This is a genomic window from Spirosoma arcticum (assembly GCF_054779955.1).
Window position 1 is genome coordinate 12,354 of record NZ_BAAGXG010000006.1, and the last position, 21,114, is coordinate 33,467.

The 21,114-nt window shown below is 54.7% G+C and carries 16 protein-coding genes; 8 read left to right on the forward strand and 8 right to left on the reverse strand.

Annotated elements, in window-relative coordinates; all coding sequences use genetic code 11:
- Nucleotides 1–49: 49 nt before the first annotated feature.
- Nucleotides 50–973, reverse strand: a complete 924-nt coding sequence (locus tag ACYVHB_RS14505; protein WP_461052472.1) for an RluA family pseudouridine synthase — start codon at nucleotides 971–973, stop codon at nucleotides 50–52.
- Between the two features lie 278 nt (nucleotides 974–1,251).
- On the opposite strand from ACYVHB_RS14505, the gene ACYVHB_RS14510 reads away from it, so the two are divergent.
- From ACYVHB_RS14510 to ACYVHB_RS14525, 4 genes are all read left to right on the forward strand, one after another.
- The gene (locus ACYVHB_RS14510; protein WP_461052473.1) at nucleotides 1,252–4,416 is read left to right on the forward strand and encodes a SusC/RagA family TonB-linked outer membrane protein; all 3,165 of its coding nucleotides are present in this window, start codon (nucleotides 1,252–1,254) and stop codon (nucleotides 4,414–4,416) included.
- A gap of 14 nt (nucleotides 4,417–4,430) precedes the next feature.
- Nucleotides 4,431–5,918, forward strand: a complete 1,488-nt coding sequence (locus ACYVHB_RS14515; protein WP_461052474.1) for a SusD/RagB family nutrient-binding outer membrane lipoprotein — start codon at nucleotides 4,431–4,433, stop codon at nucleotides 5,916–5,918.
- A 26-nt stretch (nucleotides 5,919–5,944) separates the two neighbouring features.
- Entirely contained in the window at nucleotides 5,945–6,781 is an 837-nt protein-coding gene (locus tag ACYVHB_RS14520) for a glycerophosphodiester phosphodiesterase (RefSeq protein ID WP_461052475.1), read from the forward strand.
- Nucleotides 6,782–6,876: 95 nt separating this feature from the next.
- Nucleotides 6,877–9,333 (forward strand): alkaline phosphatase family protein, encoded by a 2,457-nt coding sequence (locus tag ACYVHB_RS14525; protein ID WP_461052476.1) that lies wholly within the window; start codon nucleotides 6,877–6,879, stop codon nucleotides 9,331–9,333.
- An 89-nt stretch (nucleotides 9,334–9,422) separates the two neighbouring features.
- On the opposite strand, the gene ACYVHB_RS14530 is transcribed toward ACYVHB_RS14525, so the two are convergent.
- From ACYVHB_RS14530 to ACYVHB_RS14545, 4 genes are all read right to left on the reverse strand, one after another.
- On the reverse strand, nucleotides 9,423–11,348 hold the full coding sequence (locus ACYVHB_RS14530) for a glycoside hydrolase family 3 protein (RefSeq protein ID WP_461052477.1): 1,926 nt from the start codon (nucleotides 11,346–11,348) through the stop codon (nucleotides 9,423–9,425).
- A 44-nt stretch (nucleotides 11,349–11,392) separates the two neighbouring features.
- On the reverse strand, nucleotides 11,393–12,178 hold the full coding sequence (locus ACYVHB_RS14535) for a LytR/AlgR family response regulator transcription factor (RefSeq protein ID WP_461052478.1): 786 nt from the start codon (nucleotides 12,176–12,178) through the stop codon (nucleotides 11,393–11,395).
- 82 nt (nucleotides 12,179–12,260) lie between these two features.
- Entirely contained in the window at nucleotides 12,261–13,409 is a 1,149-nt protein-coding gene (locus ACYVHB_RS14540; protein ID WP_461052479.1) for a sensor histidine kinase, read from the reverse strand.
- 86 nt (nucleotides 13,410–13,495) lie between these two features.
- Nucleotides 13,496–13,849: a DUF3244 domain-containing protein gene (locus tag ACYVHB_RS14545; RefSeq protein WP_461052480.1), complete on the reverse strand. Its 354-nt coding sequence runs from the start codon at nucleotides 13,847–13,849 to the stop codon at nucleotides 13,496–13,498.
- Nucleotides 13,850–14,065: 216 nt separating this feature from the next.
- Between ACYVHB_RS14545 and ACYVHB_RS14550 the strand changes: the two genes are divergently transcribed.
- Entirely contained in the window at nucleotides 14,066–14,905 is an 840-nt protein-coding gene (locus tag ACYVHB_RS14550) for an SdiA-regulated domain-containing protein (protein WP_461052481.1), read from the forward strand.
- Between the two features lie 80 nt (nucleotides 14,906–14,985).
- Here the strand turns inward: ACYVHB_RS14550 and ACYVHB_RS14555 are convergent, their stop codons facing one another.
- Entirely contained in the window at nucleotides 14,986–15,348 is a 363-nt protein-coding gene (locus ACYVHB_RS14555) for a hypothetical protein (protein WP_461052482.1), read from the reverse strand.
- Nucleotides 15,349–15,482: 134 nt separating this feature from the next.
- On the opposite strand from ACYVHB_RS14555, the gene ACYVHB_RS14560 reads away from it, so the two are divergent.
- The 3 genes from ACYVHB_RS14560 to ACYVHB_RS14570 all read left to right on the forward strand — a co-directional run bounded on the left by ACYVHB_RS14560 (nucleotide 15,483) and on the right by ACYVHB_RS14570 (nucleotide 17,544).
- The gene (locus ACYVHB_RS14560; protein ID WP_461052483.1) at nucleotides 15,483–16,505 is read left to right on the forward strand and encodes a S66 peptidase family protein; all 1,023 of its coding nucleotides are present in this window, start codon (nucleotides 15,483–15,485) and stop codon (nucleotides 16,503–16,505) included.
- Between the two features lie 93 nt (nucleotides 16,506–16,598).
- Entirely contained in the window at nucleotides 16,599–17,051 is a 453-nt protein-coding gene (locus ACYVHB_RS14565) for an SRPBCC domain-containing protein (protein WP_461052484.1), read from the forward strand.
- A gap of 10 nt (nucleotides 17,052–17,061) precedes the next feature.
- Nucleotides 17,062–17,544, forward strand: a complete 483-nt coding sequence (locus ACYVHB_RS14570; protein ID WP_461052485.1) for a group II truncated hemoglobin — start codon at nucleotides 17,062–17,064, stop codon at nucleotides 17,542–17,544.
- 17 nt (nucleotides 17,545–17,561) lie between these two features.
- On the opposite strand, the gene ACYVHB_RS14575 is transcribed toward ACYVHB_RS14570, so the two are convergent.
- Both ACYVHB_RS14575 and ACYVHB_RS14580 read right to left on the reverse strand, forming a co-directional pair.
- On the reverse strand, nucleotides 17,562–17,888 hold the full coding sequence (locus ACYVHB_RS14575) for a GNAT family N-acetyltransferase (protein ID WP_461052486.1): 327 nt from the start codon (nucleotides 17,886–17,888) through the stop codon (nucleotides 17,562–17,564).
- Between the two features lie 217 nt (nucleotides 17,889–18,105).
- Nucleotides 18,106–20,784 (reverse strand): MGH1-like glycoside hydrolase domain-containing protein, encoded by a 2,679-nt coding sequence (locus tag ACYVHB_RS14580; RefSeq protein WP_461052487.1) that lies wholly within the window; start codon nucleotides 20,782–20,784, stop codon nucleotides 18,106–18,108.
- Between the last annotated feature and the right edge of the window lie 330 nt (nucleotides 20,785–21,114).

A 21,114-nucleotide genomic window follows, 5' to 3' on the forward strand; every position in this document is an offset into this window, starting at 1 on the left:
GTTTATTCCTTAAAATTACGACGTTTTCGATAGGTACGCAATTTCCCGACTACTCGTCTTGGGGCTGCTTCACCATTGCCAGAAACAACTTCGGTATGGGTGCATCGAACTGTAGTCTTTCGCCCATGATGGGATGCTCAAAGTTCAGCCGCTCAGCGTGCAGACCCAGCCGCCCAATGGGGTTGGTGGTTGCGCCGTATTTAGAATCGCCCGCAATGGGGTGGCCAATGTCCTGCATGTGTACCCGAATCTGATTTTTGCGGCCGGTTTCCAACTCCAGGTCCAGCAACGCGTAATTTTCGTTGGCCTTCAGCACGGCATAGTTCGTGACCGATAGCCGCCCGCTGTCGGGGTTCTGACTCGAATACACAATCAGGGCTTTGCTCTCATGCAGATACGATGAGATGGTGCCGGTTGGCAGTTCCGGTACGCCCTCCACCAGTGCCACGTAAGTCCGCTCTTTGGTCGTGTCGTTCCAGGACTCCTGCATCAGCCGCTGCACCTTTTCGCTCCGGGCAAACATCATCACGCCGGAGGTTTCGCGGTCGAGCCGGTGAATGATGAATACCTTATTGTTGGGGTTCTCCCGCTTGACGTAATTACTCAGAATCCCGTAGGCCGTGCGGTCGCGCTCCTTGTCGGTGGACATGGACAGCAACCCCGCCTGCTTGTTGATGACGATCAGAAACTGGTCTTCAAACAGAATCGTCAGCCCCCGGTACTGACTGATTTCGGGAGCACGGTTGGCCGCTACGGTAACCACCTGACCCGGCTGTAGCGGATGGTTGAACTGCGTATAGACCTTGCCGTCGATCAGAATTTGCTTGTTGCTGAGCAGCGACTTGATGTTGTTCCGGTTTTTGTGGGGCAACTGAGCAGTTAGAAATGCCATCAGCTCGCCAGGTTCGGTAACGGTATGCTGCGTACTTAGGCGCTGACCACGCTGCCGTTTTGGTTTGTCGGTGTTGTCCATTAGTTATCGAGTATCATTGATTTCCTAAGCATTGACGGGAGGCTGGACAAAGGTACGGGTACTGGCTTACTATGGGAAGTTGTTGGGGCCATATCAGTAAACCCGTTCGGTGAAAACAGAAGTTAGGTTAAGCGATTATTACGTTTATGTTGCTTTATCGCTCAGTTCCTCTGCCGATTGCTAACACACAGGTAATTAACTATTTAGTAACAAGACAGAAGACAATTGAACTACAAAGGGCGGATAGTTTTGGGGTGTACAACCCATATTCCATTCGGATGAATCTCAAACTATCTACTTTTCTTTGTGTGTTGTTTATCAGGTTACTGTTGCCACATGACTTGTTTGCGCAGTCAGCGACGCTCAACGGCACCGTCACCGACGACCAGAACCAGGCCCTGCCGGGTGTCAACGTGGTCATTAAAGGCACGACGATCGGCACCCTGACTGACGCCAACGGACTTTTTAGTCTAACGCCCGCTAAACCCCTGTCGTCCGGGGATGCGCTGGTGTTTAGTTTCATCGGCTTCACCAACAGCGAAGTGCCAGTTGGCAGTCAACGCACGTTTACCGTTCAGCTTAAAGCCACCAACCAGACTCTGAACGAAGTAGTCGTAACCGCATTGGGCATCCGGCGGGAAGAAAAATCGCTTGGATTTGCGGCCCAGACCGTCAATGAAAACGCCGTTAAAGACGCTAAATCCAACAACTGGCTCAACACGCTGTCGGGCAAGGTGGCCGGGCTGAACATACAGGGTACCGGAGCGGGTCCGATGGGGTCGTCGCGCATCACGCTCCGGGGCGAATCGTCGCTCAACCTCGACAATAACCAGGCGCTCATTGTGGTGGACGGTATTCCGGTCAGCAGTCGAATCACCGGCACCGGCTACAACTCCCACCTCTCGGCGGACAGCCCTGTCGATTATGGGTCGAGCGTGTCGGACCTTAACCCCGACGACATCGAAACCGTGACGGTGCTCAAAGGGCCGGGGGCCACCGCGCTCTACGGTACCCGCGCGGCCGGGGGCGCACTCATCATTACTACCAAGTCGGGTGCCCGCAAAGACCGGGGCATCGGCATCACCGTCAACAGCAATTTCAACGTCGACCAGGTTAACCGCTGGCCCGACTACCAGTTCGAGTACGGCGAGGGCCGCACCAACGCCTACTTCTCCTACGGCGACAGCCCCGACGGCGTGAACACCGGCACGACGGTAGCCGCCGGGCGGGCCTGGGGTCCCCGATTCAACGGTCAGTCGTATTATCAGTACAACCCGAACTCGCCCGACGGTAAGCCAACTGAGCGAACACCCTGGGTGGCCAACCGCGATTACATCTCCGGCTTTTTCCAGACCGGAACGACCTTTTCCAATAACGTGTCGCTGGAAGGCGGTGACGAAAACGGCTCCGCGCGGCTGTCGCTGACGTACCTCCAGAATAAGTGGATTCTGCCCAACACGGGCTTCAACCGGTTAAATGCCGCCCTGTCGGTGAATCAGAAGGTAGCCGGTCGGCTCAAGCTGAACGGGCGGGCCAACTACAGCAACAAGCGCAGCGACAACCTGCCCGCTGCCGGTTACAACAACCAGTCGATCATGTATTTTCTCATCCTGGGTACCACCCCCAACATCCGCCCGGAGTGGTTCAAACCCTACTGGCAGCCCGGATTGACGAACGTGCAGCAGCGCAACCCGTTCAATCCCACGCCCGACAACCCGTACTTAGACCTGTATGAGATGCTCAACAAAATGAATAAGCACGGGCTGATCGGGAACGTATCGGCCAATTATCAGCTCTCCGACAAGCTGGATTTGCTGGTGCGTAGCGGGCTGGATATGTCGTTTGAGTACCGCTCGCAGCAACGGCCTTTCAGCATGACCCGCTACCCACGCGGCATGTTCCGAGAGCAGAATGTGTTCAGCTACGAGTCGAACACGGACTTTTTGCTGACCTACCGCAATACCCTGCCCCGCCTGTTCAACGTGACGGCCTCGGCGGGGGGCAACGCCATGCGGCAGACCTACGATTTTGCCGGACTCTACGCCGATCAGTTGGCCCAGCCGGGTATCTACCAGATTTCCAACAGCTTGGACCAGGCCGTGGCCGATCCGCAGAAAACCAAACGGGCCATCAACAGCCTGTACGCATCGACCCAGTTTTCCTACGACGAGAAAATATTCTTAGACATTACAGGCCGCAACGACTGGTCGAGTACGCTGCCCGCCGGGAATAACTCGTTCTTCTATCCGTCGGTGAGCAGCAGCTTTCTGCTGAACGAACTCTTCACGCTCCCATCGGTGGTTTCGTTCGCCAAAGTGCGGGCCTCGTGGGCGCAGGTGGGTAATGACACGCGCCCCTACCAGACGGCCAAATACTACGACCGGGTGTACAGCAACAGCTTCACTAATCCGCAGACGCTGTTCAATGCCAACCTGAAACCCGAAATTACGTCGAGCTACGAGATCGGTCTCGACTGGCGGCTGTTCGGCAACCGGTTTGGCGTGGACGTGGCCTACTACGACAACAAGAGCCGCAACCAGATTCTGGCTATCCCCCTCGACCCCGTTTCGGGCTTTGCCAACGCGGTCATCAACGCGGGCCTGATTAACAGCCGGGGCGTTGAGGTGAAGCTGACGGGCAAACCCGTCGTGAGCAAAAACTTTAGCTGGAACACGACGCTGCTCTGGTCGCGCAACCGCAGTTACGTGCGCGAACTGGCCGATGGAATCACCAACCAGGTCATCTACGCCCACAATACCAACGTGTCGATTGAGGCCCGCGTGGGTGGACTCATGGGTGACATGTACGGCCGGGGGTTCCAGCGCGCGCCCGACGGTCAGATTATCTACTCGTCGGTGGGTTTGCCCGCTCCACTCGACCCTACACTCAAGAAGTGGGGTAACGCCTTTGCCGACTGGAAAGCGAGTTTATCCAATGAGTTCATCATCCGTACGGTCCGGGTCAGCGTGTTGCTCGATGGGCAGAAGGGCGGCAGCATGTATTCGCAGACCAGCCACAAAAACAACACGCTGGGCAAAACCCGTGTCACCCTGCCTGGTCGCGATGGCGGCATTGTTGGGGCGGGCGTCGTGCGGCAACCCGACGGCAGTTTCACGCCCAACACGGTGAACGTACCGGCCAGCGCCTACTACGACAACTATTACCAGATTACGAACGCGGAGACCAACATTTTTGACGCGTCGTTTCTCAAGATTCGCGAAGCGCGGGTCGAGTTTAACCTGCCGCCGAGCCTGTTGCGCCGGGTTGGAGTCAGGCAAACCAGTTTAGCCATTTTTGGCCGCGACTTAGTCAACTTCACCCGGTTCCCCGGTTTCGACCCCGAAGGCGGCAACCTCAACAGCGGCACCCTGACGCCGGGCGTCGAGTTGGCTCAATTTCCCTCCACCCGCAGCATGGGAGTGAATCTTACCCTCAAACTGTAATTCAGTCAATTTCCATGAGAATTCATAAACGAATATACAGCCTGCTTTTTCTGGCATTATCCGGTCTTTTTGCCGCCTGCACCGAAGGGTTTGACGAACTAAACACCGATCCCAACCGCCCCAAGGAGATCACGCCGGGCGTTATGCTGGGGCAGTTGCAGTACCGCATCGTCAACGAGTCGGTAAACGCGGCCCGCACCTTTACCCACGAGTTGATGCAGGTTGATGCGCCCCGCGCCAGCACGAGCGGGGCCGGGCTGCACCGCTACGTGGTCAATCCGGGGGCGGCCGTCTGGGGTCGGTTTTACGCCTACCTAACTGACATTGAGGATATCTACGCTATTGCCGACCGCCTGAACGAGAACAATTACAAAGCCATTGCGCTCGTCTACAAAAGCTGGGCCTATTCCATCCTGACCGACCTGTACGGCGACGTACCGTATTCGCAGGCGACCAAAGCCACGGAGGGTAACTTCAAGCCCACCTTCGATAAGCAGAAGGACATCTACGTCCAGATTCTAAAAGACCTTGAAACGGCTAACGGCCTCTTCGACGACACCAAAGCGCTGACCTACGCCGGTGACCTGGTCTACAACGCCAACGCGCTGACCGGTGGGCGGAACCTGGGCATTCAGCGGTGGAAGAAGTTCACGAATTCGCTGCGACTGCGGCTGTTACTCCGCATCTCGAAGCGCGAAGGCGAAGTAGCTGTCAATCAACAGTTAACCGCAATTCTGGCCGACCCGGTCAATAATCCGGTGTTCACCGCCAACGCCGACGACGCGATATTCCGGTATCCCGGTACGTTTCCGTACTATAACCAGTACTTCAACGCGCGGCAGGTGGACTGGCGGGACGGTAATTACTTCACCCGGTTTTTTCTGGGTAAACTGAACGCCGACAATGACCCCCGCCGGGCCATCTGGGTTATTCCCGTCACGGTGAGCGGTGCGCCGGTCTACCAGGGTATCGAGAGCGGGTACGCCACGACGACGGAATACGCCGTGGGCCGCAATTCGAGCTACACCGACGCGCTGAAAACCTTGCCGCAGTTGGGCGTGATGATGACCTTCGCTGAGGTGGAGTTTATTAAAGCCGAGCTAGCCCTGCGGGGTCTGGCGACGGGTAAAACGCCGAAAGTACACTACGAAACGGGTATTGCAGCTTCCATGACGCAGTGGGGCGTAGCAACGCCCGCCGGTTTTCTTCAGCAGCCGGGCGTCGTTTACGATGCGGCCGCTGCCACCGAAAAGCAGTTGGAGCAGATCATGTTGCAAAAATATTACGCCTACTTCTTCGTAGATTACCAGGCCTGGTTCGAGAAACGCCGGACAGGGTATCCGGTGCTGCCGCGCGGGGCGGGTATCCCCGCCGAAAACAAGTTTCCGTACCGGGTGCCGTACCCGACGTATTTGCAATCGCTCAATCCCGAAGGGCTGGCCGGAGCCGTGGCGTCGATGGGTGGCGATAACAGCGACATTAAAGTGTGGTGGGATAAATAAAGGCCGCGTCACCGGGCTACGATATCATGCAACGAATAACCCTGGTTCTACTGATTTCAGCGAGTTTTTTCACTCGCCCAACCCCCGCCCAAACCACTGGAGTCGCCATGCCGAAACAAGGCTTGTGTGCCCACCGGGGCTGTTTGGATTCACATCCCGAAAATACGCTGCCCGCGTTTAAACAGGCTGTCGCGCTGGGTGCCCAAATGATTGAGTTCGACATCCAACTGACCAAAGACAGTGCCTTAGTCATTATGCACGACGAAACCGTTGACCGAACCACCAACGGCACGGGCAAAGTATTCAACCTGACGCTGGCCGAAATTCGCCGATTGGATGCGGGCGTCAAAAAAGGACAGTCCTTTGCCGGAACGCTCATCCCAACGTTTGCCGAGGTGCTGGCGATCATGCCCCGGAACGTGTGGTTAAACTGCCATCTTAAAGGTGGGGCGGCTGTTGGGAAAGCCGCAGCTACCCTTGTCGTGAAGGCCGGACGGGTTCATCAGGCGTTTCTGGCCTGTAGCGAAGATGCGGCTGTCGGAGCACGTCAGGTGAGTCCGACGATTCTGATTTGCAATGCCGACAATCGGTACAGAAAAGACACGCGGACGTACGTTGACGCAACGATTCGCCAGAAAGCCGCATTTATTCAACTGCTGCGCGACGAAGGTGAAGACCGCACAAAGGCTATGGCGGATCTGAAAAAAGCGCAGGTTCGGATCAACTATTATTACGCGAAAGACCCCGCCGAATTGCCTGCTTTGATCAACGCCGGTGTTGATTTTGTGCTGGTTAATAATCTGGAGCAGTTTATTCCCGAAGCCAAGAAATTAGGTATTGAACCCGTGCAGCCCGTGTTTTAATTTTTTGGTGTAATTGTTTGTCATCCCGACCGGCGGACCGGTCGGGATGACAAACAATTACACAGAAGCTCTGCAACTCAAACGACTGACTCATCATGAAGCTATTCCTAACCCTGGTCCTTAGCCTGTTGTGCGCTGCCGGTTTGCGGGCGCAGAAAACTCCTGACCTCAAAAAACTCGACGCGATGCTTGAAGCCCGGCGCGTGATGCTGCCCAACGGCTGGAGCCTGACCCCTGCCGGACGGTCGCTTGAGGTGGGTGATCTGCCGCTGAACATCGCGGTGTCGGCTTCGCAAAAGTTGATGGCTGTGACCAACAACGGGCAGGGCACCCAAACGATTCAGTTGATTGACCCCAAAGCCGAAAAGGTGCTGCACAGCGTCGAAATTGCCAAGTCGTTTTACGGCCTGAAATTCAGCCGCGACGAGAAATTTCTGTATGCATCGGGTGGCAACGACAACCGAATCCTGAAATACGCCATCGCCGACAATAAACTCACGCTGGCCGACAGCCTCGTGTTGGGCAAACCCTGGCCCGAAAAAATTTCGCCCGTGGGCTTAGATATTGACGATGAACGCGGATTGTTGTATGTAGTGACGAAGGAAAATAGTTCGCTGTACGTTTTCGATCTGGCCACGAAAGCCATTGTATATCAGGATAGACTCGGTCACGAAGGCTACACCTGCGTCCTCTCGCCCGACCGCAAAACGCTGTACGTGTCCCTGTGGGGTGGCCGCAAAGTCGGCGTATTCGATACCCAGGCCCGGAGAATGACCCGCACGATTCCCGTGTCATATAATCCCAATGAGCTGATCCTGAACAAAAAGGGAACGTTAATCTTCGTGGCCAACGCGGGCGACAACAGCGTGTCGGTGATCGACGCGAAAGCGGGCAAGGTAATCGAGGTACTCAACGCGGCTCTGTACCCCAACTCACCGGCGGGGTCGATGACCAACGGCGTGGCGCTGTCGGCCGACGAGAAGGCACTGTACATCGCCAACGCCGACAACAACTGCCTGGCCGTGTTCGACGTGAGTAAGCCGGGCAAGAGCGTCTCGAAGGGATTTATTCCGGTGGGCTGGTTCCCAACCAACGTGCGGGTGGTGGGCAAGCGGGTGTTCGTGACCAATGGCAAAGGGTTTACCTCGTTTGCCAATCCGCTGGGGCCGCAGCCGGTAAACCGGGCCGTGCGCTCCGAGTCGCACGTGGGCGAGCAACCGCGCAACAACCGAATGCAGTACATCGGTGCGCTGATGAAAGGCACAATGAGTATTATCGACGAGCCAAACGAGGCCTCACTGGCCCTCTACGCCAAAAAAGTGTACACCAACACCCCGTATAAAAAAGACCGGGAATTATTGACTGAAGGTGAAGTAAACAACCCGGTTCCGATGAAAGTGGGTACTCCCTCACCCATCAAACACATCTTTTACATTATCAAAGAAAACCGCACCTACGATCAGGTTTTTGGTGATATGAAGGGCGGCAACGGCGACTCAACGCTCTGTCTGTTCGGGGAGAAATACACGCCTAATCAGCACAAATTAGCGCGCGAATACACCCTGTTCGATAATTTCTATGTCGATGCCGAAGTCAGTGCCGACGGCCATAACTGGAGCATGGGTGCCCATGCCAACGACTATTTAGAGAAAACCTGGCCCACGGGCTACGGTCGGCGTGGGGGCGTTACCGAGGGCTTGGGTCGGCGGGAAATTGCCAACAATAAAGATGGGTTCATCTGGGATTTTTGCAAACGGGCCGGGGTTAGCTACCGGACCTACGGCGTCTTTGTAGACGGCAATAAGGGCAATATTCCAGCGCTGGACAAGGACCACGTCTGCTCGTATTTCGCAACCTACTACCAGCAGCAGGTAAAAGATACCACCCGCGTCAATCAGTGGAAGCGGGATTTCGACTCGCTCGTCGTCGCCAATGCGGTTCCGACGGTAAACACCATCCGGTTAGGTGCCAACCATACGCAGGGCTTAGCCGTGAATCGACCAACGCCCTACGCCTGCGTTGCCGATAATGACCTGGCCGTCGGGATGTTTGTGGAACACCTTAGCAGGAGTAAAATCTGGAACCAGTCAGCCGTATTTATTCTGGAAGACGACGCCCAGAACGGCCCCGACCACGTCGACGCGCACCGCTCGCCCGCGTTGATTATCAGTCCGTACGTGAAGCGTGGCTTTGTGGACCATACTATGTACTCGACGTCGGGTATGCTGCGCACGATTGAGTTAATTGCGGGTTTGCCACCGATGAGCCAGTACGACGCCGGGGCTACGCCGATGTTTCGCAGTTTTACGGCCATGCCTGACAATACGCCTTACCAGTCGGTGCCGAGCAACGTGGACCTTAGTGCCGTAAACACGGCTTACACGCCCAGCGCGAAGAAATCGGAAGGGCTGGACTTTTCGGACGTGGACAAGATCGACGATAAACTATTCAACGAAATTCTCTGGAAAGGGCTGCGGGGCGAACTGGCGGAAGTGCCTGCTCCCCGGCGCAGTGCCTTTGTGCGCGTCGTGGACAAGGACGGCGACGATTGAACGACAAGGGCGCTACGTAGCATTCGCATCGTAGCGCCCTTGTCCCTTGTTTGTAGCTTGACTTACTGCCCGGCCCGGCTTATGGTGCCTTACTTACCAGAGGTCGATGCGCTGGTCGAACCCGCTGGGTAGCGCAGGCCGTAGCCGAATTTATAGAGCGGGTCCTTTGAGTCGTATGGCAGATCTTCTTTCTGATTCCGAACGGTCTCCATCGACGACGGTAACTCGAATGGTAATTTGCCTTCGGGCTTCGCCCTGCCAAAGATGACGTCCAGCACGGCCGCGTCGCTGGCCCCGTAGTTGGCCAGCAGTGCCTTTGCCCCGGCGCTGATTTCGGGAATGACGGCCGGCCGGTCTAAGTAGATGTCCACAATGGTTGGCACAGTGCGCAACAGCGTCAGGATATCTTCTTTTTCTTTATCCTTGAAGTCAAGATCACCGTGGTGGAAGCCCCTCGCCATTGGGTTTTGCGTGTCAACCGGCACCCAGGGTGTTTTCAGCCGAATAATGGCCACGTCGGCGTCTTCGGGTTTCTCAACCACCGTACCGTATTGAGCGGCCACGGCAGCATCCACGTTTTTAACGAATAGTTTCAGCTTGCCCGCCGTCAACGGCAGCGTTCTTTGCTCATTCTTGAGCAGCGTCATGGCCCGGCGCTGGGCCGCTTCGCCCGCCCGCCGAAATTCGGACTTACCAACAATTTTCGACGCGTTGTCCGCATCCACGTACGGATTGTCGAACAAACCCAACTGAAACTTTTGCCGCAGTAACCGCCGAACGGACTGATCAATCCGGGTTTCGCTCAGCTTGCCACTTTTGACCAAACTGACCACTAATTCCGGGCAGTGTTCGCCCCCAAACTGGTCAACACCCGCGTTAATGGCTTTCAGCACCCGGTCTTCGCGGCTGAGGTTTTCAACGCCCCAGGCGCGGGCGGGCCACGTGACGGGTCCCATTTTGGTGTCGGTAATCAGCCCCCAGTCGGTGCAGACGACGCCGTCAAATTTGTACTTGTCGCGCAGCAGCCGCGTAATAATGTCTTTGTTATAGGACATCGCTACGTTCTCGCCAGTCTGGTCGGTGGGAATACCGTAATAGGGCATGATAGCGGCCGTGTTGGCGGCAAACGCGGCCTCGAATGGAATCAGGTGGTAATTGAAATTTTTACCGGGATAAACCTGGCCTTTCTGAAACTCAAAGTGTGGGTCAAGGCCTTCTTTCTGCGGGCCACCACCCGAAAAGTGCTTGGTCATACAGGCCACGCTGTTCGGGCCGAGTGCCGATTTGTTCCCTTGCGTGGCCTGATAACCCCGTACGTAGGCTTCGACAAGCTTAGCCGACAGCCGGGCATCTTCGCCGAAGGTGCCACTGACGCGTGCCCAGCGCGGTTCGGTGGCGAGGTCGGCCATGGGGTGCAGGGCTTCGCGGATGCCCACGGCCAAATACTCCTGCCGGGCCATGTCGGCGAATTGCTGCATCAGCTTTTCGTCGCCGATGGCCGCAAAACCCAACTGCTCCGGCCACTGCGAAAAGCCGTTGGCCGACATGGCGAAGATGGTGGTGCTAAAATAATGCCGGGGATCGGAGGCAATGGTAACCGGAATTCCTAATCGGGAGCTTTCGGCCAATTTCTGGATGGCATTGTGCCCCATCGCCAACTCCCGCACCCCCGGAACCGTCCAGAGGTTGAAGTGCGTCATTTTGCGCTCGGTTATGTTCTCAATCGCGCTGGGCATCATGGCCGCCGGTCCCTGCCCGCCGGGCTTCTTGTCGATGCTGCCATCGCTGTTGATAATCGTCCCGTTGATAAATAACATACCGGCCTTTTCTTCCACGGTCATCTGCCCGATCAGGTCGGTGATGCGCGTCTCGATGGGTTGTTTCGGGTCTTCGTATGAATCGAGTTTGCCATTTTTGTTCAGGTCGCGCGGGGGAGCGGCCGGTGGCGAAACGGGTCGGCCGCCCGTGAGCGTGAGGGCAAGCCCAACCGTGAATAAAGCGGAAAGTGTATTCATCGTTTTGTTGTGATTGGTTGATAGTCAGCTTTGCTTTTGCAGTTTCATTTTCCCAGCCACTCCTTAAACTCAGTCATACGGTCGCCACTGACAAAGACTTCCTGTCGGGATTTGGGGGTCAGATCGAGTTTGAGTTTACCGGCCGAGAAGGTGTGGATGGTCTGAATGGCGGGCAGCGAGACTAAAAACTGGCGGCTGATGCGGAAAAAACGCCGGGGATTGAGCAGTTGCGTCAGCTTATCCAGACTGTAGTCGACGGGCAGGTTCAACCCGTCTTTGGTAACCAGGAAAACAATCTTCTCTTCTAAATAGAAATAAGCAACTTCAGTCGTTTCGATGCTGCGGATTTTGGTGCCGACCGTAATCATGAACCGTTCTTTATAATCGGTCGATTTGGGTTTGCCGATCAGGCTGAGCAGCGTTTCCAAATCGGGGGCGGGCGGACTTGCCGAAGTCGACTCAAACTGTTTTTTTAGCGCTTTAAACTTCTCAACGGCCGCCACCAACTCGTCGTAATTGATGGGTTTGAGCAGGTAGTCGATGCTGTTGACTTTAAACGCCTGAATCATGTATTCGTCATAGGCCGTCGTGAAAATAACGGGTGTCGTCAGGTTAGCCTGCTCAAAAATACGGAAGCCCAAATCATCTTCGAGGTGAATATCCATAAACACCAAATCGACTATCGGGCGCTCAACCTGACCGAACCAGGCCACTGCATCGGCTACGGACGGAATTCGGGCCAGCACGTTGATGGTGGAGTCGTATTTTTGGAGCATACCTTCCAGTCGTTTGGCCGTCAGGTTCTCGTCTTCGATGATGACTACGTTCATTTTTTAATTAGCGAATGAGTGAATGATGAATGAGTGAATAGCTAAAACCAAACATTCGCTAACCCACTCATTCGCTCATTCACTAATTGAGTAGAGGAATCTTGACCACAAAATCGCCGTCGTTCTCGCTGATAAAAACGGGCCGGTCGGTGAGCAGGGCGTAGCGGTTGATGATGTTTTGCAGCCCGACGCCGGTGGATGCTTCCGACTGCGGGCGGAGTTGCCGGTTATTACAGACTAACAAGCAGTCACCTTCCAGGCCGATTTGCACCCGCAACGGTTCCTTTGCCGACATTCGATTGTGCTTCACCGCGTTTTCGACCAGCAATTGCAGCGTCAACGGGGCAATGCTATAGCGGCTCTGGTCGGCTTCGGGTACGTTGACGACCACGTCGAATTTATTCTCGAAGCGGATATTCAGCAGAAAGCGGTAAGCCTGAATAAATTCCAACTCGGTTTTGAGCGAGACGCGCTCGTTGTCCTTCTGTTCGAGGATGTAACGGTACGCCCGCGACAACTGGTCGATGAATTTTTCCGACAATTCAGCATCAGCATGTACCAGCGACGACAGAATGCTCAGACTGTTGAACAGAAAGTGCGGATTCACCTGACTTTTAAGGGCCGCAAACTGGGCCTGCACATTCTCTTTTTCGAGTCGTTCGGCCCGCAATTGCATATCCTGCAAGCGACGATTTGTCCGGCGGTTGGCCGCTAAGTAGAACGCCGATAGCAGGGCCATAACGGTCAGCCCATTGTTAATGCGTGCCCGTTGTTCGCGGCTGGCCCGCCAGAAATTCTCTTCGGCGGGGGTGGGTTTGGGTTTGGGCGGGCGCTGGGTCTGGATGCGGTAGGTAGGGAATTGCTCCTCCAGAAAATCGTCGAAGGTGCGCCAGAGGGCATAAAAGCCAAAATTGAACGTAAGGGCCATGAAGCTGGCGACAAACAACGTAGCGAGTTGGGCCGGAATCCTGAAGTCTACCAGGAAACCCTCGCCAAACCAGTCGAACAACCGCCGTTGAATCCATTCGGTGATGCTGATCCAGATGTAGAAAAACAATACGGACAGCAGGATTTCCATGACAAAGAATGGAATCCGGCTTACCCGAAACGCCCAACTGGGGTTACTGATGTTCACGTACAGCCGAATGGGCCAGTACACCACGAACACGCTGAGGGCGAGTTGCCATTTCTGCCGGTTCGTCAGGCGGTACGATAGTATCGTGTTGGTCATTTCACAAAACTACGGATTGGCGGGAACCCGTAAAAAAAGAAACCGGTGGAATGCCGGTTTCGGTGGGCGGAATGACGCCATTTGATTTACGAACGAATAGCGACTAATTTCTGAGCGGGCTGTTCATCGACGACAAACGTTTTGACGATGGTGTCTTTGCCAATAGCAACGGCTAACTGATACGTTCCGTTGGCGAGTTGGGCGATGTTAAATTGCTGATACAGACCGTTGCGCAGATCTACGTTGTCACTGTAGAGCACGTGGCCGTCGGCGTCGCGGAGGGTTATGGAGGCCGTGGCTTTTTCACGGGCCACTACTAATTTTACTTTTTGATCGGTGGTGACCGAAATGCTCGTTTCGGGCGTTTTCGAGGGAGTTTCTTGAGCGAACGATGCGGTTCCGGCTACCAGACCCAGCATTAAAAGGAGTGTATTTTTCATGGCTTATTTTGTTTCTGATTCGTTTGAACAGAACAAAGGTGCAGCCCGGCTATCGCTCCCAAAACTAAATTTCGCCGAATGGCGAATTTTTCACTAAGAATCTGATTTTTAGGTGGTTAAGTGCCAAAAATGAAACAGCTCGTTCCAGCAAAATTCATAAAAACTGGCAGAACCGAGTGGAAAGAGCCGTATTTTTGCGCCTAAACGCTACCTGAAGTGAAACATTTCTTACTTGGATTAACCCTCTTGCTGATAGGCTGCGGTCCGTCGTCCACTAAAACGGATCGACAGCCCGAAGCCGGGACCGTTACTCCGCCGTTCAAACTGCCGTATGATCTTACGACGCCGGACGAGACTGTAACCTTGCCCAATAAATTGAAGGAGATATCGGGCCTGACGTATTACAAGGATAACAAATTGCTGTGTGTGCAGGATGAAGAAGCCGTTGTATATGTCTACGACACCAAGGAAAAGAAAGTGGTGCAGGACTTCGGCTTTGGTGGCTACGGCGATTTTGAGGGAATCGAGTACGTCAACGGCGAGGTGTACGTGCTCGAAAGCAACGGCAATTTATTTCGATTTGAGCCAGAATCGACCCAAATCGGTCGTACTAAAACCGATTTGCCCGCTAATACGGAAGTGGAAGGTTTAGGTTACGAACCCAAAACGAAACGGTTGCTTATTGCCGTCAAACAGGGCGGGGGGGCGTCAAGCGACAAGGCCACTTACTCATTCGACCTGCTGAACAAAGCGGTGTTCAAGGATATGCAGTTAAACGACGAGCAACTGAAGGGGGCAGGTATCAACCCCAAAACGTACAAACCGTCAGGGATTGCCGTGCATCCGGTCACGGGCGAGTGGTACGTGCTAAGTTCGGCCGGGAAACGCCTGCTCATTACCAACCGGAAGGCGCAAATCCTGCATTCCGAATCCCTCGATCCGAAGCTATTCCGTCAGCCCGAGGGCATTTGCTTCGCGCCCAACGGCGACCTGTACATTGCCAGCGAAGGCAACGGGAAAAAAGGGTCGGTGATGACGTTCGGGTATAAAAAGTAGAGACCGCACCGGCGGACCGGCATAATTGCGTCTCCTGCCCGGATGGTTTTCTATCGAGCAGGAGACGCAATTATTCGTCTCTACGAAACCAAAAAATCCATTGCCTGCTTCAGTGTCCGTTCGTTGCCCGTGTTGGGGTCGTTGTACGAACGCTCGCCCACTTCAATGTCGAGCTCTTTGCCAATGAGTTGTTTCGTATCTAACTCGGCACCTTCTTTTACATCGATGCCGACCCGTTCGAACAGGTTGACGATGTTTGTCATACCGGCCGGTGACTGATAAAAGCGGTGCGATACGAAACCGTCTTCGTTCTCGAAGCGAACGGCGAAGAACGGAACGCTTTTGTTCTCGCTCGTACCTTCTTCAATGTCCGTAATCGTTACATGTTGCTTACCGTCGGCAAGCAGGGGCTTGTCCTGCCCTTTTTCTACAGCGATTTTCATACCGTTGTGACTATATTTTGTTTGTATTATAAACCATCTATAGTTGTAATTGTTTGGCAGGTTGCTCCAAAAAACGGGTAGTTTTGGTGATTCATAAATCCGGTTAGTCTCCGTCCGTCAACTACCCCTTTCCAATGCCATCCCGCCGTTCGCTGCTCAAAGCTGCCGCCCTTGCGCCGTTCATTTCTGCGCCACAAACGTCACCCGCTGCGCTAAAGCCGCCCCGGCTCAAACCCGGCGATACGGTTGGACTGGCGTGTCCGGCGGCACCGGCCTACAGCCGCGAAACGGTGCGGGTGACTATCGAATCGCTGGAAGCACTGGGCCTGAAAACGAAACTAACTCCGCATTTCTACGACCGCTATGGCTACCTCGCCGGGCGCGACGCCGACCGGGCCGCCGACATCAACGGTCTGTTTGCCGACCCGTCAGTGAAGCTGGTGATGGCTATGCACGGCGGCTGGGGCTGCGCCCGGCTCCTGTCCCTGCTCGACTACGATCTTATTCGCCGGAACCCTAAACTGCTGATCGGCTACAGCGACATTACGGCCCTGCTGCTCGGCATCTACGCCAAAACCGGCCTGACCACGATTCACGGTCCCGAAGGAGCCGCCACCTGGAATACGTATACAGTCGACTGGTTTCGGCGGGTGCTGATGAATGGTGAAGCTGTTCAAATGCGGAACCCAGCTAAAAAAGAGGATACGCTGGTTCAGACGAAGGAACGCATTACGACGTTGCGGCCGGGCACAGCGCGAGGGCAGCTTGTGGGTGGTAATCTGACCGTGCTGTGTCACCTGATCGGTTCGCCGTACCTGCCCGACTGGCGGGGAAAGATCTTGTTCGTGGAAGACGTTCGCGAAGATGTATATAGCGTAGATCGGATGCTAACGCACCTGAAACTGGCGGGTATTCTGGGTCAGGTAGCTGGGTTTGTATTCGGCCAATGCACCAAGTGCGAAGCGGGCAGCGGGGGCTACGGTTCGCTGACGCTCGAAGAAGTCCTGACCGAACACATTGGTTCGCTGAGCGTACCGGCTTACGCAGGAGCCATGATCGGCCATATCCCTGACAAATTCACCGTACCGATTGGTGTCAACGCGGAAATGAACGCTGACGCAGGGACCATTCAGTTATTGGAAAGCGCTGTTGTGTGAAGTAAGATTAGGTAGACTCGGTTGTGGCTGCTGACATAAGGTTGTCACCTGTCACCGCTTATCTTGCCGAATACGATTAACCAAACGTCTAACATGGCAAACCAGTTAGTTATCCAGAACAGCATCACTATCGACGCATTACCAGCAGTGGTGTGGGATGCGCTCACTAACCCCGAACAAACTAAGCAGTATATGTATGGTTGCGAAGCCGTCACTGACTGGAACGTTGGCAGTCCGTTGCTGTGGCGGGGGACGCATGAAGGTCAGGAGATGGTCTTCGTTAAAGGCTATGTCGTCGCTATTGAGCCAGAAAAATTTCTATCATACACCACCATAGACCCCAATTCAACCATTGACGACACGTCGGAAAACTACCTCACCGTAACATATGATCTGGCAGTCGAACAGGGGCAAACTGTCCTGACTGTTACCCAGGGCGATTACACGACCGTGGCCGAGGGCGCACGTCGCTACCAGGAAGCGGTGGCTGAAGGTGGTTGGGCATCCATATTGCTTGCTATCAAAACAGTAATCGAGCAACCATAAACTATTTGTCATGAATGAACGAGTTATCCCCTCGCTGTATACCTGGGCTGGCGAAAACGGTCGGTTGGAGCAGTTGACCGACTTATTCTACAAAAAAGTTGCTCAGGATGAGTTGCTGGCTCCTGTCTTTCGCCACATGTCAACTGAACATGCCCGGCACGTGGCGCATTTCATCGGCGAAGTGTTTGGCGGACCAGCGTCTTATACGCAGGACGATGGAGGAAGTCACGCTCGTATGGTGGAACATCATGTGGGCAAGCACCTCACCGAAACGCAGCGCCGACGCTGGATTGCGCTATTGCTCGACAGTGCCGATGAAGTAGGCCTGCCCGACGACCCGGAGTTCCGTTCGGCCTTAGTCGCGTATTTAGAATGGGGCAGCCGCCTGGCAGTGCTTAATTCGCAGACTACTCAGAATCCGGTAGCTATAAACGAGCCGATGCCCCGTTGGGGTTGGGGTGAACCGGGCGGACCTTATCAGGCTGATACGTAATCGTTGTGTTGGCGATTCTACGACCGGGGTAATTGCCATTGCCAAATTGCCCCGTCGTCCGGGTCTTCAATGGCCTGAACGAAGGCCATGCCGCACTTTTTCAGCACCCCAACCGATGCGTTCTCTTCGGCCAGCGTATGCGCCTGCACAATGTTGACGTCGGGGTGCTCGAACGCCCGGTTAATTAGCCCATTGGCCGCTTCGGTAGCGAGTCCCTGGTTGCGATACGGCTCGTAGATTGATATCCGATTTCTACTATACCCTGCTCGTCGGGTGGACCTTTGTAGCCACCCATACCCACTAAAACTTGATCGGCTGGGTGAACAAACAGGTATAACCACCACGGGCTTTCGTCCGGGCTGTTTTTTACTTTGTTGTACGAATAACGATACGGGTCCATTCCAAATTCAGGATCAAATACAGCCGGAACCTGCACGTTCAAATGGCTCCCCAATTCATTCATACCCGCGAAGAGTAGTTCGTAGGTGGGTAAGTCAATGGGTAGGAGGGTCAGGCGAGGTGTGCTGATAGAAGGCATGATCGATTTATATGATATCAAACTCATTTCCCCGCAGCCAGCACCGCCACGTTCTCGGTCCGGTATTTATGGACGTACTCGATCAGGTCGGCCACCAGGCCCGTCCAGCCCGTTTGGTGGCTGGCTCCCAAGCCCGCACCTACGTCGCCGTGGAAATACTCGTAGAACAGGTATAGGCCCTGAAAATGCGGGTCGTGCTGCATCTTCTTGTCGTTGCCATAGGCCGGAATTAGGCCGTCGACTCCGCGCCGGAAAATGTTAATGAGCCGCTCAGCCACCTGAACCGTCGCTTCCTTCACGCTCATTACCTGTCCTGAATTAGTTGGGTACTCGATCTCGAAATCATCGCCGTAATACTGGTAAAACTTCAGCAGCGAGTCGATGAGTAGAAAATTGACGGGAAACCAGATCGGCCCACGCCAGTTGGAGTTGCCGCCGAACATGCTCATTTCCGACTCGGCCGCCACGTAACGCACCTGAAAAATTTCGCTGTTCAGTTCGAACTGGTAGGGCGTTTTTTCGTGGTATTTGGACAAGGCACGGATGCCGTAGTCAGACAGAAACTCAGTCTCGTCAAACATCCGCTTCAGGATCATTTTCATACGGTGGCCCCGTAGCAGACTCAGCAGGTGCGTTTCGCCCTTGCCCGGCTCGTGCCAGCGCGACACCAGCGACGCCAGATCGGGCCGGTTAGTGAGCACCCACTCCACCCGCCGTTTGAAATCGGGTAGTTTCGAGAGCAGAGCCTCGTCTAAAATCTCAACGGCAAACAACGGAATCAAACCCACCATCGAGCGGATTTTGAGCAGCCGGGCGTTCTGGTCGGGTGTGTGCAGCACGTCGTAATAAAACTGGTCGACCTCGTCCCACAGGCTGATGTTTTGCTTGCCGAGGTTGTTCATGGCCGACGCGATGTGCAGAAAGTGCTCGAAAAACTTGCTGGCCATGTCCTGGTAACTCGGTCGCGTCAGCGAAATCTCGCAGGCAATGCGCAGCATGTTCAGCGTATACATGGCCATCCACCCCGTGCCGTCGGCCTGCTCAATGCGCCCACCCATCGGCAACGGCTGCGAGCGGTCAAACACGCCGATGTTGTCTAAGCCCAGGAAACCCCCGCCAAAAATATTGTTGCCCTCAACGTCTTTGCGGTTTACCCACCACGTGAAGTTCAGGAGCAGTTTATGGAACACCCGCTCCAGAAATGCCACATCGCCCACGCCGTTGCGTTCCTTATCAATCTCGTACACTTTCCACGTCGCCCAGGCGTGAACGGGTGGGTTCACATCGCTGAAATTCCACTCGTAAGCCGGAATCTGGCCGTTGGGGTGCATGTAATATTCGCGCAGAATAACGGCCAACTGCCGCTTGGCAAAGTTGGGGTCGAGCCGGGCGAGGGTGAGCGTATGAAAGGCGAGGTCCCAGGCCGCAAACCACGGGTATTCCCATTTATCGGGCATGCTCAGAATGTTGGCCGTGTACATGTGCTTCCAGCCTTCGTTGCGGGCGTACACGCGTCCCTGAAACGGCACAGGCATTTTGGGGTCACCCTTGAGCCACTCGTTGACGTTGTAGTAGTAAAACTGCTTGTTCCAGAGCATACCGGCATAGGCCTGCCGCTGAATGGCCCGCAGTTCGGAGTCTGTCACGTTTTGCTGTAGGTCGTCGTAAAACGCTTCGGTGTCGGTCAGGCGTTGCTGATAGATGTCGTCGAACTCGGCAAACGGGCGGGTCAGCAGGGTCTGATCGCTGAACCGGAGCCGGATGGTGGTGCTGCCCCCCGCCGGAACCTGACGGGTGTACTGCGCCGACGCTTTGGTGCCGATCTGATTGGGGTTTATGAAGTTCTTTTTGCCACCCGATGTAATGAAGTTATTGATCCCGTCCTTGGGATACTTAGCCACGTTGGGCCGTCCGTAGAGTCGCTCGGTATTAGTGTCGTTGTCGCAAAACAACAGCGCGTCGGCGTCTTCGCAGTAGAGTTTATACTTGCCCAACTGCTTATGATTCACCTCAATTTGACTTTTACCGATGCCGTTGAGCATGGGCCGGTTGTTGTACTGGTCATAGCCCCACGACCACGTATTGCGAAACCAGATGGTGGGCAGCAGCGTCAGCGGGGCGTCCTGCGCCGAGCGGTTATGGGCCGTAACCGTCACCAACCAGTCGTTCTGGTCGGCTTTAGCGTACTCGATGAAAATGTCGAAATACTCGTCTTTATCGAAAATGCCGGTATCGGTCAGTTCAAACTCGGGTTCCTGCCGACCTCGGCGCTTGCTTTCGACCACGAGCCGGTTGTAAGGGTACTCCTGCTGCGGGTATTTGTACAGCATTTTCATGTAGGAATGCGTGGGGGTGCTGTCCAAATAATAGTACAGTTCCTTCACATCTTCCCCGTGGTTACCCTCCGGTCCCGACAGCCCGTAGAGCCGCTCCTTCAGAATGTTGTCTTTATGATTCCAGAACCCCAGCGCAAAACAGATGTGGCCCTTGTTGTCCGAAAAACCACCAATGCCTTCTTCGCCCCAGCGGTAAGCACGGGAGCGGGCCATGTCGTGGGTAACGAAATTCCAGGCGTCGCCGTAGGGGCTATAATCTTCGCGAACAGACCCCCAGGCGCGGTCGGAGAGGTAGGGTCCCCATTTTTTCCAGCCTTTATTATCGGCTCGTTCGTAGATGCGTTCGCGTTCGGCTATGGCGGTCATGTTTGTTGTGGAATGTCAACGGATAAGTCAGATGTGTAGCTTTTAACAAAGCTGACATCAAATATAGGAGGAGTATGTCTTTACCTGAAACTTTACGTGCTATCTGGCTACAACTGCTTTTGCTAACCAGCAGACTACACGGGTTGTTCATGAAACAACGTGTTCGGTTAGGCTGGTGCTGCAGTACATACGGCTAAACTGATTAATGGGTTGTCGGTCAACGGTGAATCAACCGAAAACACCATCGACCCGGTTGCTGAACAGGCACAACTTCTGAGCCAACGGCCGGACGCTTCGTGCTCAAGCGCCAGCATAATCTGATTGACCCAT

Bases quoted from the DNA above. Each gene is read 5' to 3' on its own strand.
- ACYVHB_RS14505 (WP_461052472.1), bottom strand. From the start codon at position 973: ATGGACAACACCGACAAACCAAAACGGCAGCGTGGTCAGCGCCTAAGT.
- ACYVHB_RS14510 (WP_461052473.1), top strand. From the start codon at position 1,252: ATGAATCTCAAACTATCTACTTTTCTTTGTGTGTTGTTTATCAGGTTA.
- ACYVHB_RS14515 (WP_461052474.1), top strand. From the start codon at position 4,431: ATGAGAATTCATAAACGAATATACAGCCTGCTTTTTCTGGCATTATCC.
- ACYVHB_RS14520 (WP_461052475.1), top strand. From the start codon at position 5,945: ATGCAACGAATAACCCTGGTTCTACTGATTTCAGCGAGTTTTTTCACT.
- ACYVHB_RS14525 (WP_461052476.1), top strand. From the start codon at position 6,877: ATGAAGCTATTCCTAACCCTGGTCCTTAGCCTGTTGTGCGCTGCCGGT.
- ACYVHB_RS14530 (WP_461052477.1), bottom strand. From the start codon at position 11,348: ATGAATACACTTTCCGCTTTATTCACGGTTGGGCTTGCCCTCACGCTC.
- ACYVHB_RS14535 (WP_461052478.1), bottom strand. From the start codon at position 12,178: ATGAACGTAGTCATCATCGAAGACGAGAACCTGACGGCCAAACGACTG.
- ACYVHB_RS14540 (WP_461052479.1), bottom strand. From the start codon at position 13,409: ATGACCAACACGATACTATCGTACCGCCTGACGAACCGGCAGAAATGG.
- ACYVHB_RS14545 (WP_461052480.1), bottom strand. From the start codon at position 13,849: ATGAAAAATACACTCCTTTTAATGCTGGGTCTGGTAGCCGGAACCGCA.
- ACYVHB_RS14555 (WP_461052482.1), bottom strand. From the start codon at position 15,348: ATGAAAATCGCTGTAGAAAAAGGGCAGGACAAGCCCCTGCTTGCCGAC.
- ACYVHB_RS14560 (WP_461052483.1), top strand. From the start codon at position 15,483: ATGCCATCCCGCCGTTCGCTGCTCAAAGCTGCCGCCCTTGCGCCGTTC.
- ACYVHB_RS14565 (WP_461052484.1), top strand. From the start codon at position 16,599: ATGGCAAACCAGTTAGTTATCCAGAACAGCATCACTATCGACGCATTA.
- ACYVHB_RS14570 (WP_461052485.1), top strand. From the start codon at position 17,062: ATGAATGAACGAGTTATCCCCTCGCTGTATACCTGGGCTGGCGAAAAC.
- ACYVHB_RS14580 (WP_461052487.1), bottom strand. From the start codon at position 20,784: ATGACCGCCATAGCCGAACGCGAACGCATCTACGAACGAGCCGATAAT.